Origin of the sequence: Nostoc sp. S13 (genome assembly GCF_029379315.1) — a bacterium.
Classification (GTDB): domain Bacteria; phylum Cyanobacteriota; class Cyanobacteriia; order Cyanobacteriales; family Nostocaceae; genus Nostoc.
Genome location: NZ_JAQYWQ010000004.1, coordinates 89,421 through 103,506, shown reverse-complemented (window position 1 = coordinate 103,506; position 14,086 = coordinate 89,421). Strand labels below are relative to the sequence as shown.

Here is a 14,086-nt window from a genome sequence, read left to right as displayed (position 1 = left end):
AATTTAAGGTTAATAATTTGAGTCCATTGCTTATAATGATTCCTCGTTTGTCAAACTTACCTAAATAATCTTCTATTAAAAATAAATTTAAATCAATGAAGATAAATTTTTTCTTCTTAGCAGCAATTGTACTTTCCTTAGTAACGAGCTTCAATAGAGCCGCTTTTGCTCAAAGTCCAACTAATACTATTGCACCAAGTAGTAACGCTCAAGAAATAGAAAAAACTAATAATATCAAGAAATTGTTTGAGATAACTGGTGTGAAAAATCTTTCTCGACAGATCATCACTCAATTATTAAATGATTTCAAGTCCAATTATCCTCAAGTACCTCAAAAGTTTTGGGATAATTTTGCTGTTGAAATCAAATCAGATGATATTGTAAATGAGATTATTCCTATTTATAATAAATATTTTAGTAATGAAGAAATTAAACAACTTTTGACATTTTATCAGACACCTGTAGGACAAAAAACAATTACTGTTCTTCCCCAACTTTATCAGGAATCTTATGATGTTGGGAAAAGATATGGAAGAGCAGCAGCCCAAAGAGCCTTAAAAAAATTGGAAGCCGAAGGATATATCCGCCCTAGTCAATGAACCAGTGTATGATGTTAAATTTAATTTAGGAATAGGTAATTTTTAGGTTCAGCTCAATTACCAATCCTGTCAATAAGCAGCAAAGGGGCAAAGGAGAAAGATTTTTTTGCTCTTCTGCTCATGCTGTACCTATTGTTGAATTGCTTGATAAAGCAACTTTAAACCCAGATCAACTTTGCTCTCCACCTTCTACAATAAAGATAGACTTTGTTGAGATTTGTATAGTAGGGGATAAGCTGTCATGGCTCCCGCCGTTTTAATTCAAAATCTGCAAAAACGCTATGGTACAGTGGTCGCCGTCCAAGATGTTTCCTTTCAGGTAGAATCAGGAGAAATCTTTGGTTTATTGGGCCCCAACGGTGCTGGGAAAACTACTACCTTGCGTGCCTTGTGTACACTTACCACACCGGATGCTGGCAAAATCGAAATATCTGGCATCTCTGTGTTAGATAATCCGAGAGTGGCAAGACAACGACTAGGCTATGTAGCTCAGGAAGTCGCTATCGATAAGGTGTTGACTGGAAAAGAACTACTGCAATTACAAGCAGCACTTTATCACCTCCCAGGCGCGATCGCCAAACAGCGCATTGAGACGGTATTAGATTTACTCGGTTTGCAAGAATACGCTAATAAAAAGACAGGAACCTACTCTGGCGGTTTACGCAAGCGCCTAGACTTAGCTGCTGGGTTGCTCCATGCACCGGATGTTTTGGTATTGGATGAACCAACTGTGGGACTTGACATAGAAACTCGTTTTGTGGTATGGGAATTCCTGCGAAAATTACGCGCCTCTGGGACGACGGTAGTAATTACCAGCCATTACTTAGAAGAGATTGACGCTCTAGCCGATCGCGTGGCAATTATTGATCGCGGCGTTGTGATTGCAAGTGGTACACCTTCACAGTTGAAAGATCAAGTCGGCGGCGATCGCATCACCTTGCGAATCCGCGAGTTTTCCCCGACTGAGGAAGCCGAAAAAGCTAAAAACCTCTTGCAACCGTTGCCGTTTGTGCAAGAAGTGATCATCAACAGCGCTCAAGGTAATTCGCTCAACTTGGTGGTGACACCTCAGAATGATGTTCTGATTAACATACAGCAAGCGCTGAATACTGCTGGCTTGCCAATTTTTGGTATCGCCCAATCTCGCCCCAGCCTCGATGACGTTTATCTCGCCGCTACAGGACGCACCTTATTAGATGCAGAACTCGCAGCCGTTGGCATCCGCGATCCTAAGGCTGAGAAAAAGCAGAATATGAGATAGGGGCATGGCGCATGGGGCAGAGGAGCAGAGGAGCAGAGGAGCAGAGGAGCAAAGGAAAATAATTAATGCCCAATGCCCAATACCCAATGCCCAATGCCCAATGCCCAATGCCCAATGCCCAATGCCCAATGCCCAATTAATCCAAAATTCCTATGAGTGTTACTCCTAAATCTGATCTAAATTGGCAGCCGGCAGTATTACCACAAGTTGACGCTAATACTGCACCTAACTTTTTCGGTGAATTGGTACAAGAGACGTTGGCTTTAACTCGTCGCTTGTTTATTCAGTTGCAACGCCGTCCCTCATCTTTGATTGCCGGAATTATTCAACCAGTGATGTGGTTAGTCCTATTTGGTGCTTTGTTCCAAAATGCTCCCAAAGGTATATTTGGCAATACAACAAATTACGGGCAATTTTTGGCTGCCGGTATAATCGTGTTTACAGCCTTTGCTGGGGCGCTGAATGCTGGTTTGCCCGTAATGTTTGACCGCGAGTTCGGCTTTTTGAATCGTTTACTCGTAGCACCCTTAGCATCGCGGTTTTCCATTGTTTTTGCTTCGGCAATCTTCATTATTAGCCAAAGTTTGCTGCAAGCAGCAGTAATTGTAGTAGCGGCGGCGTTCTTGGGTGCTGGGCTACCAGATGCAGCTGGGTTGGGTGCGATCGCTCTAATTGTTTTGCTATTAGCTTTGGGTGTAACAGCCATCTCCCTCGGTTTAGCTTTTACTCTACCCGGACACATTGAATTAATTGCAGTGATTTTCGTGACTAACCTGCCATTGTTGTTTGCTAGTACTGCTTTAGCTCCTCTATCCTTCATGCCTCAGTGGTTGCAGGTTGTGGCTACCCTGAATCCTCTCAGCTATGCGATCGAACCAATTCGCTATCTATATCTCCACAATAGTTGGGGATTAAGTAGTGTAGTGATGCAGGCTCCTTGGGGTAATGTTACCTTTGGGGGAGCCTTGCTGGTATTGTTTAGCTTTGCCCTTGTCGCCTTACTGAGTATTCAACCCCAACTGCGTCGAACTCTTGCTTAAGATAAAATAGAGTAATTTTAGGGTCAAAATACCATGAAAAAACCATTTTTACAAATTACTAGACTCTTTGTAACTACCGTAGCAGGAATTAGCTTTGCTTCCTTGCTGATGGCTCAACCGAGTTCGGCTCAAATCAGTAATCCATCAGATGCTTTTCCCAGTAATAGTACAACAGACCAAAATACCGATCCCTTCTCCCGTTCCAACTCAGACAATTTCAACATGTTTGACCTGATTCATCGGGCGAATTTCGGAACTCTCAACTGGAATTCTGACCAACAGAACCAAGAACTAGACTCAGCAGCAGCAGCCTTTAAAGCAAGGCAACAAAAACTAATTCCAGGTCAGCAACAAGCAACTCCTGGTTCGCCAGGGCTTACACTACCATCACTTACACCACGTACACCACAATCAATTACACCACCATTAGGTAACTGAATTCAAACAAAGAACCCCAAGCCTCTAGGCTTTGGGGTTCAGACTATTTAAAAAATCTTTAGTTATCAGGTAAAAAACTACAGCCCAAGTGAAGCTAAAAGATCGCTAGCATGGGTGGTAGTATTTACAGCACTGTCAACATGGGTAATTTTGCCCTTGGGGTCGATTACGTAGGTAACGCGCTTGGCATAACCGCCGCCATCCACATCAAAAGCTTTGATGAGAGATTTGTCGCTGTCAGCCAGTAGGGGAAAATTCAAATTATATTTTTGGGTGAATGCCTGATGGGAGACTTCATCATCTGCACTTACTCCCAAGATGACAATATCTTTACCTTGATATTGAGACTGAGCATCTCGAAAACTACACGCTTGTTTGGTGCAGCCTGGCGTGTCATCTTTGGGGTAAAAATACAAAACGAGCGTCTTACCGGCAAAATCAGATAACGAGACTGTGTTGCCGTTTGTATCTTTGGCGGTAAATGCAGGTGCATCCGTACCAACTGCTAGAGACATAATTAACCTTTCCTGTTTGAGATTGTTGATGCACTTGAAATTTTACATTATTACATTAATTTATTAATTTATGGTTCTAAAAATAAGTTGCACATCGCGTTAACTATACTTGAGATAACTAATTTTGGTTAAATCAGGTAACTGTTACAAGAAAAAATATATTCTGAAATTAATCTTTATAAGAAAAATTTCTCCCGATACACAATGGCTACTGTTGATTCCCAAAACCCAAATATTTTTGTCTATCCTCGGAGCACAGTAGAAAGAGCCGAGCGATCGCTAATGTGTTCGCCCTTTAATCTATCATTATTTGAAGTCATGGGACACCAGAGTGTCTCATTGAGTGCGATCGCTCTGGAAAATGGACTCAAGCAGGGCTATACTAAACGCCCTTTATCAGAATTAGCGTGTGACAACGCCTTGGGCTGGCTGATCCAAGTGGGTATATTACGCCGAGAAGTCGATGGTCAGGGAATTACAGATAGTTATCGCCTCACTCCCTTGGGACGGCAGTTGGTGGAACAATATCAGGGAAAAAATTGGCGGACTCCTTCATGGCGCGATCATTTATCCGATGCTGTGATTCGTTGGTTACGGATACCTTTTTAGAATAAAAAACTAAAGAGTTAGGATTAGGCAATCAAAGGGAACAATATATACGGAAACATCACATCTATTCATGAAGTCTTTACCATAACCATTTGACTGAAATTTGTGATGCTGAGTATTGGGCACTTGTACTGAGCTTTGTTGAAGTATTAGGCACTTGTACTGAGCTTTGTCGTTGGCGCAGCCTCTCGTAGAGAAGTATTGGGCATCGTGTATAGTTCATCTCCTTCATCTCCCTCATCTTCCCTTGCTCCCCTGTTATTTGCTCCTAAAAATTCACCCTGTATCTGGAAAAACTAACTAATAGCGACTATGAAATCAATTATGGTGGTGGGGACAACATCCCATGCAGGGAAATCACTTTTAACTACAGCTATTTGTCGCATTTTGTCGCGGCGTGGCTGGCGAGTGGCTCCCTTTAAAGGTCAAAACATGGCTTTAAATGCTTATGTCACTGCCAGTGGTGGAGAAATTGGCTATGCCCAAGCAGTGCAAGCTTGGGCTGCGGGAGTAGTACCTTGGGTAGAAATGAACCCAATTTTACTTAAACCCCAAGGGGATATGACTTCCCAAGTAATTATCAAAGGTAGGTCTGTAGGCAAAGTCAGTGCCTCAGATTACTACGAGCAATATTTTGAACTGGGGTGGCGGACAATTGAAGAATCCCTACAGCATTTAGCAACAGAATTTGACTTGGTAGTTTGTGAAGGTGCTGGTAGTCCAGCAGAGATTAACCTCAAACACCGCGACTTAACTAATATGCGGGTAGCAAAATATTTAAATGCACCAACGATGTTAGTAGTTGATATTGATCGAGGTGGTGCTTTTGCCCATGTCGTTGGAACTTTAGAGTTATTAGAACCAGATGAACGCGCCTTAATTAAGGGTGTAGTAATTAACAAGTTTCGAGGACAGCGATCGCTCCTAGATCCGGGAATAAAATGGTTAGAAGAACGTACAGGTATCCCCGTTATCGGTGTTATACCTTACTTACAAGATGTCTTTCCCGCAGAAGACTCCCTTGACCTGCTAGAACGTCAATCGTCGGCTAATAAACCCCAAACTGATCTCAACATTGCCGTCATCCGCTTACCCAGAATTGCCAACTTCACCGACTTTGACCCACTGGAATCAGAAAGCTCAGTTTCAGTGAGATACCTCAGCCCTAAGCAAGATTTGGGACATCCTGATGCCGTGATTATCCCTGGTACAAAGACCACAATTTCTGATTTGCTACTGCTGCAAAAAAGCGGTATGGCAGAAGCTATCCAACACTATGCTGCCTCCGGTGGCACAGTTTTAGGTATCTGCGGCGGCTATCAAATGCTCGGTCAAATCATCGCTGATCCAGAAGGGATAGAGGGACAAGCTGGCAGATTTCAGGGGTTAAATCTTTTACCAATTAGAACTGTAATTACAGGACAAAAAATTGCCCGCCAGCGCCAAGTTACCTCAAATTTTCCGCAACAGGGCTTGCCAGTCAATGGCTTTGAAATCCACCAAGGGCGATCGCGCATTGAACAGCAAGGCATAGATCCCCAATCCTACCATGCCCTATTTGACGATATTAATTTAGGGTTAGTAGATAGTTGCCAATCGGTGTGGGGAAGTTACCTGCACGGACTTTTTGACAATGGGCCTTGGCGACGGGCTTGGTTAAATCGCCTCCGTCAACAGCGAGGTTTAAAATCTTTGCCCACAGGTGTTGCTAACTACCGGGAACAGCGAGAGCAGATTTTAGACTCCCTAGCCACTGAAGTTGAAAGCCATTTAGACTTAACTCAGTTTTTGTCTTAAGCTAAAGTGCTTAAAAATCGCACATTTTTTCGTTCCAACTGTCATTTGTTATTAGTCATTTGCAAAGGACAACTGACAACTGACAAATGACAATATTAAATTAAATGCGTAATATTGATGATTGTTCGTGTCCGCTTTTTACCAGATGATGTCACAGTAGATGCTGAGGTGGGAGAAGCCCTGTTAGATGTAGCAGACCGGGCTGGGGTATTTATTCCCACAGGTTGTCTCATGGGGTCTTGTCACGCTTGCACCGTCGAATTAGAGGATGGAGAGATCATCCGCGCTTGTATCACCGCAGTACCGCCACGCGAAGAATTGACGATTAATTTGTTTAGTGACCCAACTTGGTAAAGTTACTGAGCCTCTTGTACTGAGCGCAGTCGAAGTATGCCGAAGTATTGATTCTGAATTCTGAATTCTGAATTCTGACTTCTGAATTCTGACTTCTGACTTCTGAATTCTGAATTCTGAATTCTGACTTCTTCTTCAAAAATCAAAGGTTGTGCGAATCACACCCACATACTGCGTATCATTTCTGCTGTCGTTTTCCGGGTTGAGAATCACCCAAAAACCAGGAGTCACTGAGATATTATCATTTAGTCGGTAGCGATAGAATGCTTCGATATGATAAGCGTTGTCTCGGTCTTGACGAACATCACTGTTAGAGACACGCGGCGGTATACCAAAGAGAATTCCCGGCAAGTTACCCCTACCCCCGACATCTGGAAACGACATCCCAATCGCCCCAAACCAGACATTGGCATTGTCACCACTGTTCACAAATACAGAATCTGTCCCACCTCTGCCATTGGAAATATCACTCAAACCAGAGTTCTTGGCATTTGCCCAGATATATCCACCCCAAGCGTGGATTTGGAAATTCGGGGAAAAGCGATAGAATCCCTGTGCGCCGACAATATCGTTGGAAGTAGCAATGTTGTTGCCAAAGGGAGCGTTTGACAGCGCACTACCCGTCCCAGCAGCGATATCGACTACTCCAGCAGGGCTATAGCCATGAGAGTAGGCCACACCAATGGCTCCTTGCTTACCATAATAAGCTAAGTGCGCCAGGGCGTTGTAACCGCCATCAAACAAGCCGTTGCTAGCCGATGGGACATTGGGACTGCTTGCTAAATAGCCCAAGGTGAGAATCAAGTCTTTGCTAATGTTCCAGTTAGCGGCTGCACCGCCGCCACCTCGCCGGAATAAGGGACTGTATGACCCAAAAAGTGAGAGAACCCCATTGCCGTCGTCAGCGATTGTGGCGGGAGTGACGGTGGTTGAAATATCGGTGTAACCAATGCCTGTGGGCCCAACAACGAAGTTAAGAGAATCACCGACTGGGAAGTAGTAACGGATGTGGGGAACAAAAAGTGTATCGTTGCTGTCATAATCGAAGTTCAGGCGTGTCATCCCTGTGCCTGTGGCTGCGGCAATTTGGCTTGAGCCATTGGAATTCGTAAAGTTGCCAAACTCCAGCCGGACTCGCAACAAATCTTTGCCGGTGAAGCTGCTCTCAAAGTTGAGACGACCGCGATTTGCAAAGTAGATACGGGATTCATCGCGATTTCCACCGACTCTATTACCAAAGGTATCACTAATGGCGGTAATAATTTGAGCATTCAGCCTGGTAGTGGTGGAAAATTGCTGCCCCTCCAGCGTTGCTGTATGTGCTTCCAGCGTATCCACCCGCCCACGCAGAGTTGTCAATTCTGCTGCAAACTCTGTTTGCAAATTTTGCAGCACTGCCAAATCTTCTTTCTTGACTAAATCATTAGTACCCGCAGCAATTAATTCATTAATCCGGTCTAAGCAGGCATTTAAACCAGCTGCAAACTCATAACGACTCAAAGCACGGTTGCCGCGATAGGTTGCATCAGGATAACCTGCAATACAGCCATAACGTTCCACTAGCGATTGCAGTGCTTGGAATGCCCAATCACTCGGTTTAATATCGGAAAACTGGGAAACAGAATTGACTTGTCCCTGCAAATTCCTATTAGCATCTGCTGCATTAGAATCATCTTCAGGAGGTGCTGCCCAAACTGCTGGAATTGCCAAAAAGAAGATGAAAAAACTATGAAAAATAATTTTTAGCATTGGCTTATTATTTGAAAATGGTTGAATTTTGACTTTGTAACTAAAGAGATTGCAGTCGAACAAAAGCTTCGAGATTATGAGCTAATACGCTTGAGTTAAGGCTTAATTCTTTGTCGAAGTTAATTTTTTAACGAACCGCTAAGGACGCAAAGAACGCAAAGGAAGAGAAGGAAGAAACCCTTAACTGAACTGTATTAGATTATCAGCTAATCAGCATTAAAGCAATTCGCAATTCGCAATTACGTTTTGTGACGGGGATTTGAATTAGGCGTTCAATTCCTGCTGCCTATAGAGGCAGGGGAATTAAACTGAACATACTTTGTTAAAATTACATATTTTGAGTTGAGGTTTAAGGTCACTTAAAGCAGCGCTATAACTTTTTGCTCATTGCTGCTTTTAGTAGCCGCTTCTATAATCCGCATTACATTAATTCCGTCTTCAGCAGTAACAGCAATTGGCTGATTATTAACAATGGATTTGTATACCGCATCGTAATAACCTAAATAACTGCCCTGTGAGCTTTTAACTTTTTCCCGAATTACTTTTGTGTCTTTTTCTGTATGAAGCAAGCCATATTCACTTTCCGGCTCTGTATACCAATCAAGTGTGTTAGGCTTTATACCCGCTACTAAATACTCTTCTTGTTTATCGGCCCTGCTTTTAAGAAAAGAACCCTTAGTGCCATGTATGATATAGGCAGGTGCAGGCTCACGCACAAGGAAACTTGCTTTTAATTTGACGCGCAGTTTGTCGTAGTATAGTATCAACTCAAAACAATCATCTACCTGCGATCGCAGCCTGGTTATGCGGATGTCTGCAAAAACAGCATCAGGCATTCCAAATAAATGCAAAGCCTGATCTATTAAGTGTGGGCCTAAATTGTTTAATGTTCCTGCCCCTGGACTTGGAACTTCTACATGTTGTTTATGGCTGAGAGTTGGTTTATATTTTTGAAGTTGAAATTCTGCTTCAACAATATCACCTAGCAAGCCTTCCTGTACAATTTTTTTAACTGTTTTAAAATCACTATCCCACCTGCGATTTTGATATACAGATAATTTCCTTCCTTGTTGTTGTGCCAAGTCTTTCAGCTTTTCGGCTTCTGCTACCGTTGTGGTGAATGCTTTTTCTACTACTACATGTTTATCTGCAAGCAAAGCCTGTTTAGTATAATCGTAATGCGTATAAGTGGGTGTATTTACCACCACCAATATTACTTGCTCATCTGCTAGTAATGCTTCCAAAGAAGGATAGCTTTTTACTCCAGGATAATGTTGCTGTATTAGCTTTTTGCTTCTTTCCCAAGAACCGGCTAATTTAAATCCGGGATGCAAATCAATAAACGGCGCATGAAATACCATTCCAGACAAACCAGAAGAACAAAGAGCCGTATTGATAGTTTCCATCTTTTTAGTGATTGACTGAAGCGAGAGTTTGTATTTAGTTCACCAAATTAATTTTGATAAGTTCGTAGTGGGTAGCTCTAACCCTTATCTAAGTACTAAAGTACTTACTACGAACTCCCTTAACCTGTGATAATACTTATGGCAAAATCAGGACTATGAATTACGAATTACATATCTTCTAACTCAATTCCTTTGGTTTCTTTAATAAAAAAGAGAATGAAAAAGAATGAGGTCGCTGCGGCAATTGTATAGAGTCCATAGGCAGAACCTAGACCGAAATATTGCAGTATGGGAGGAAATGTTGTGGAAATAACGAAGTTGGCAACCCATTGCATGGCAGCAGCAACTGAAAGTGCAGCAGCTCGAATTTTGTTATTAAACATTTCTCCTAACAGCACCCAAACCACTGGCCCCCAGGAGAAACCGAAGCAAAACACATAAAGGTTGGCTGCGATGAGAGCGACTGTACCTGCGCTTCCGGTGAGATTGGGGTTGCCAGCAGCATCGAGGGGAGCATTGCCAAAAAGATAAGCCATCGTCCCCAAGGTCAAGGTCATGCCAATCGACCCTAGTATGAGCAAGGGCTTGCGACCAAATTTATCCACGAAGGCGATCGCAATCAATGTTGTAATAATGTTGACGGCTCCTGTAATCACTGTGATTGTTAGGGAATCTTTTTCGGAAAACCCGACTGCCCGCCACAAAACGCTGCTGTAGTAGAAGATTACATTAATACCAACAAATTGCTGTAATACAGATAAGCCTATTCCTATCCAAACAATGGGCAGGAGTCCGCCACTTCTACCCAACATGTCAGAAAACTTAGGCTGGCGTTCACGAAGCACTGTCTGCCGAATTTCTTCGATTTTTGGCAGCACATCACCCCCCAAAATCTTGGTCAAAACGCTAGCAGCTTCTGGTTCTCGTCCTTTGGCAACTAAGTAACGGGGAGATTCAGGAATTGTAAAAGCCACCATCCCGTAGAATACTGCTGGTGGGACTGCTGTCCAAAACATCCAGCGCCAGGCTGCAACCCCAAACAAAAATGGCGAGTCTGCTGAACCTGCTGACACAGCGATAAAGTAGTCGCTTAATAAGGCGACAAAAATTCCGACTACGATCGCTAATTGTTGCAGAGATCCTAACCTTCCGCGCAAATGAGTGGGAGAACATTCCGCAATGTAAGCTGGGGCGATGACGCTAGCAACGCCAATTCCAATCCCACCTAATAGTCGCCAAAAAATAAAATCCCAGATACTGAAGGCAAGCCCAGAGCCAATGGCACTGATAGTAAATAACACCGAAGCGACCACCATTGCCTTGACTCGACCATAACGGTCTGCAATCTGTCCGGCAAAGAAAGCTCCTACCGCAGAACCCAGCAACGCTAGGGACACTGCTAGCCCTGTTACCCAACTACTGATGTTAAAAGCTTTTGCTATAGATAAAACCGCGCCGTTGATAACTGCGGTATCAAAACCGAACAGAAAGCCGCCGAGGGCAGCAGCACCAGCAATCAAAATGACATAAAACGTGTTGGATTTACGACGAACAGTAGTGGAAGACATAGTTTATATATTGGGCATTGGGGATGGGGCATTGGGCATTGGGAATTGGGCATGGGGCATTGGGCATTAGTTAGTTATTCTCGGCGCCCCAGTCCCTTTGATACTTCAACGTCTGGAACGTCTGCGGAGTCGGTCAATCATAACTGCCAAAATAATTACTAGTCCTTTGACGACTAATTGCCAGAAGTAAGAGAGGTTCAACAGAGTTAAACCATTGTTGAGAATAGCAATGATTAATGCACCTAAAAGTGTGCCGCCAATGGTACCAATACCGCCTGTGAAGCTGGTTCCACCAAGAATAACAGCTGCGATCGCATCTAATTCATAACCTTGACCTAATACGCCACTAGCACTATAAAGACGGCTAGCACTCATGATTCCGGCTAAACCTGCGAGTAATCCACTAATACCATAGACGAATAGCAATACACGATTAACTTTAATTCCAGTTAATCTCGCTGCCCGCTCGTTACCACCGACAGCATATATCTGCACTCCTAAAACAGTTTGTCGCAACACAAACCAGCTAGCGATTACGGTCAGTAGCGCAATGATTACTAGCCACGGCAGAGGGCCGACATAACTATTACCCACCCAAGCAAAATTGATGTCCCGGTTAATCAGCGTTGTCCCCTTGGCAACCAAAAAGGCTACACCCCGCAAGGCAGTCAGTGAACCCAAGGTAACAATAAAAGGTGGCACATCCAAGAAGGTGATGAGAGCGCCATTGACTAAGCCTAAAAGCAATCCTGCCAGCAAAGCAGCAGGTACGGCCGCCCAACTTAAAGCTGGCAGTAGCGATACCAGCAACGCAACTACGGCAGAAACAGCTAAGATTGACCCAACTGAAAGGTCAATACCTCCGGTGAGAATCACAAAGGTCATTCCTGTCGCCAGCACAATATTGATTGATGCCTGACGCAAGATATTAACGATGTTACCGCCAGTCAGGAAGTTGGGAGAAAGGAATGCAAATAAGATGCAGATAATTACTAGGATTGGCAGAATACCCGCAACTTGCAGGAAAGTGCTAATTGATTTCTGGTTGCAGGATACGGGGTTGTTGTCTAATTTATTGGTAGGCGGTCTGACTGTCTGACTCATGATGCTAATACCTCCGATGCTCCAGTTGCATAGTGCATAATCTTTTCTTGGGTGATTTCTTGACCAAGACTGCCATCCAGTTCGCCTACCAACTGTCCTTCTCGCATCACTAAGACGCGATCGCTCATGCCGACAATCTCCGATAGTTCGCTGGAAACCATTAAAATAGCAACACCTTGCGCTGCCAATTCGCTCATAATTCGGTAAATTTCGCTTTTGGCACCGATATCTACGCCGCGTGTCGGTTCATCTAACATCAATACTCTTGGCTTTATGGCTAACCAACGCGCTAGTAGTAGCTTCTGTTGATTACCACCAGAAAGATCGAGCGCTCTAATTTCCAAATTGGCCAGGCGGATATTAAAGTTTTCCACCGCGTCTGTTGATAGCCGATTAACTGAAGGCCAGTTAACAATTCCAGCCTTTGCATCCTGCTTGAGTGTGTTGATGGCAATATTCTTCCGGGCACTCATCTCCAGAAATAAACCTTGGTCTTTGCGGTCTTCCGGGACGTAGCCAATTCCCGCAGCAATAGCATCACTGGGCGTATTAATTTCCAGTTTTTTGCCATTCAAGAATACTTCACCACTGGCCTTGCGGTCAGCACCAAAAATCAGCCGGGATAGTTCTGTGCGTCCTGCACCAACCAGCCCTGCTAAACCAACAATTTCTCCAGCATGAACTTTAAAACTAGCTGGCTCAATCTTCTTACGCGCGTCGCTCATATTTCTGACTTCCAGCACGACTGGGCCAGGATTCATTTGCCGTTGATGTTCATAAAAGTCTTGCATGGAGCGACCGACCATCATCTGTACCAATCGCTGTGGAGAAATTTCACTGCGTGTGAGACTGCCAATATATTGACCATCACGCAACACGCTAATCCGGTCAGCTAAGGCATAGATTTCTTCCATACGATGGCTGATGTAAATAATCGCAATGCCATCATTCCGCAGTTTGCGAATTACCTCAAACAAATGCTCAGTCTCACGGTCAGATAGTGCTGCTGTTGGCTCATCCATCACCAAAACACGGCTTTTGTCTTTCAGTGCCCGCGCAATTTCTACTTGCTGCTGTTCGGCGATTGACAAAGTACCAACTATAGTCTGCGCTGTAAAATTGGCTCCAAGGCTTTCCAGCACTTCCTCTGCTTCCAGTAGCATCCCTTTGCGGTCTAAAAACTGACCTCGCTGTAACTCGCTACCCATAAACATATTTTCGGTAACGGTTAAATTAGGTGCAACATTCAGCTCTTGATAAATGAGATTAATACCCGACTTGCGTGCTGTCGCCGGATCGGTAATTTTTAAGGGTTGACCATTGATGCGAATTTCTCCTTCATCGGCAATGTAAGCCCCAGCCAGGATTTTCATCAATGTGCTTTTGCCTGCTCCGTTTTCACCCATGAGGGCGTGAACTTCTCCCGGATAAATCGTCAGATTAACATTTTGGAGCGCAGATACACCATGAAATCGTTTCGTAATCCCTTGCATTTCTAACACCGGGGTGCTACTTGGTGCATCAGGAAATGAGGTTTCAATAGTTGTTGTCATGAACATCTCCTGTAAAAACTATTTAAAATTCGCAATTGTGAGTTAGGAATTAATCAACTCATATTCTGATCACAAAGTCATGTTTTAAAAGCT

The 14,086-nt window shown here is 43.8% G+C and carries 15 protein-coding genes; 8 read left to right on the top strand and 7 right to left on the bottom strand.

The features are described from left to right. Positions 1 to 95 precede the first annotated feature (95 nt). The 5 genes from PUQ00_RS02440 to PUQ00_RS02420 all read left to right on the top strand — a co-directional run bounded on the left by PUQ00_RS02440 (position 96) and on the right by PUQ00_RS02420 (position 3,338). Entirely contained in the window at positions 96 to 599 is a 504-nt protein-coding gene (locus PUQ00_RS02440) for a DUF2059 domain-containing protein (protein ID WP_300412802.1), read from the top strand. A 241-nt stretch (positions 600 to 840) separates the two neighbouring features. Then, complete coding sequence (locus PUQ00_RS02435; protein WP_300412800.1) at positions 841 to 1,860, top strand: ABC transporter ATP-binding protein; 1,020 nt, start codon at positions 841 to 843, stop codon at positions 1,858 to 1,860. A 4-nt stretch (positions 1,861 to 1,864) separates the two neighbouring features. Further along, entirely contained in the window at positions 1,865 to 2,029 is a 165-nt protein-coding gene (locus PUQ00_RS02430) for a histidine kinase (RefSeq protein ID WP_300412798.1), read from the top strand. Then, positions 2,013 to 2,900, top strand: a complete 888-nt coding sequence (locus tag PUQ00_RS02425) for an ABC transporter permease (protein WP_300412796.1) — start codon at positions 2,013 to 2,015, stop codon at positions 2,898 to 2,900. Before PUQ00_RS02430 ends, PUQ00_RS02425 begins: the two co-directional genes overlap by 17 nt. Positions 2,901 to 2,933: 33 nt before the next feature. Next, positions 2,934 to 3,338 carry a hypothetical protein gene (locus PUQ00_RS02420; RefSeq protein ID WP_300412795.1) on the top strand — a complete coding sequence of 135 codons (405 nt, stop codon included), beginning with the start codon at positions 2,934 to 2,936 and terminating at the stop codon, positions 3,336 to 3,338. 77 nt (positions 3,339 to 3,415) lie between these two features. On the opposite strand, the gene PUQ00_RS02415 is transcribed toward PUQ00_RS02420, so the two are convergent. Then, positions 3,416 to 3,853, bottom strand: coding sequence for a peroxiredoxin (locus PUQ00_RS02415; RefSeq protein ID WP_300412793.1), 438 nt, complete (start codon positions 3,851 to 3,853; stop codon positions 3,416 to 3,418). Positions 3,854 to 4,057: 204 nt separating this feature from the next. On the opposite strand from PUQ00_RS02415, the gene PUQ00_RS02410 reads away from it, so the two are divergent. Continuing rightward, positions 4,058 to 4,462, top strand: coding sequence for an Npun_F0494 family protein (locus PUQ00_RS02410; RefSeq protein WP_300412791.1), 405 nt, complete (start codon positions 4,058 to 4,060; stop codon positions 4,460 to 4,462). A gap of 79 nt (positions 4,463 to 4,541) precedes the next feature. Here PUQ00_RS02410 and PUQ00_RS02405 read toward each other — a convergent pair whose 3' ends face one another. Beyond that, a complete protein-coding gene (locus tag PUQ00_RS02405; RefSeq protein WP_300412789.1) occupies positions 4,542 to 4,685 on the bottom strand; it encodes a hypothetical protein in 144 nt (47 codons plus the stop codon). A gap of 89 nt (positions 4,686 to 4,774) precedes the next feature. Between PUQ00_RS02405 and cobQ the strand changes: the two genes are divergently transcribed. Together cobQ and PUQ00_RS02395 are read left to right on the top strand one after the other, a co-directional pair. Continuing rightward, positions 4,775 to 6,259 (top strand): cobyric acid synthase CobQ, encoded by a 1,485-nt coding sequence (gene cobQ, locus PUQ00_RS02400; RefSeq protein ID WP_300412787.1) that lies wholly within the window; start codon positions 4,775 to 4,777, stop codon positions 6,257 to 6,259. 117 nt (positions 6,260 to 6,376) lie between these two features. Further along, a complete protein-coding gene (locus PUQ00_RS02395; RefSeq protein ID WP_069073076.1) occupies positions 6,377 to 6,613 on the top strand; it encodes a 2Fe-2S iron-sulfur cluster-binding protein in 237 nt (78 codons plus the stop codon). A gap of 135 nt (positions 6,614 to 6,748) precedes the next feature. Here PUQ00_RS02395 and PUQ00_RS02390 read toward each other — a convergent pair whose 3' ends face one another. The 5 genes from PUQ00_RS02390 to PUQ00_RS02370 form a co-directional block, all read right to left on the bottom strand. Further along, positions 6,749 to 8,362 (bottom strand): iron uptake porin, encoded by a 1,614-nt coding sequence (locus PUQ00_RS02390; protein ID WP_300412783.1) that lies wholly within the window; start codon positions 8,360 to 8,362, stop codon positions 6,749 to 6,751. Between the two features lie 359 nt (positions 8,363 to 8,721). Next, positions 8,722 to 9,768, bottom strand: coding sequence for a Gfo/Idh/MocA family oxidoreductase (locus PUQ00_RS02385; protein ID WP_300412781.1), 1,047 nt, complete (start codon positions 9,766 to 9,768; stop codon positions 8,722 to 8,724). 167 nt (positions 9,769 to 9,935) lie between these two features. Beyond that, positions 9,936 to 11,336 (bottom strand): sugar porter family MFS transporter, encoded by a 1,401-nt coding sequence (locus tag PUQ00_RS02380; protein ID WP_300412779.1) that lies wholly within the window; start codon positions 11,334 to 11,336, stop codon positions 9,936 to 9,938. Between the two features lie 105 nt (positions 11,337 to 11,441). After that, entirely contained in the window at positions 11,442 to 12,440 is a 999-nt protein-coding gene (locus PUQ00_RS02375; RefSeq protein ID WP_300412777.1) for a ribose ABC transporter permease, read from the bottom strand. Then, positions 12,437 to 13,993: a sugar ABC transporter ATP-binding protein gene (locus PUQ00_RS02370; RefSeq protein WP_300412775.1), complete on the bottom strand. Its 1,557-nt coding sequence runs from the start codon at positions 13,991 to 13,993 to the stop codon at positions 12,437 to 12,439. The genes PUQ00_RS02375 and PUQ00_RS02370 overlap by 4 nt, the downstream gene beginning before the upstream one ends. Between the last annotated feature and the right edge of the window lie 93 nt (positions 13,994 to 14,086).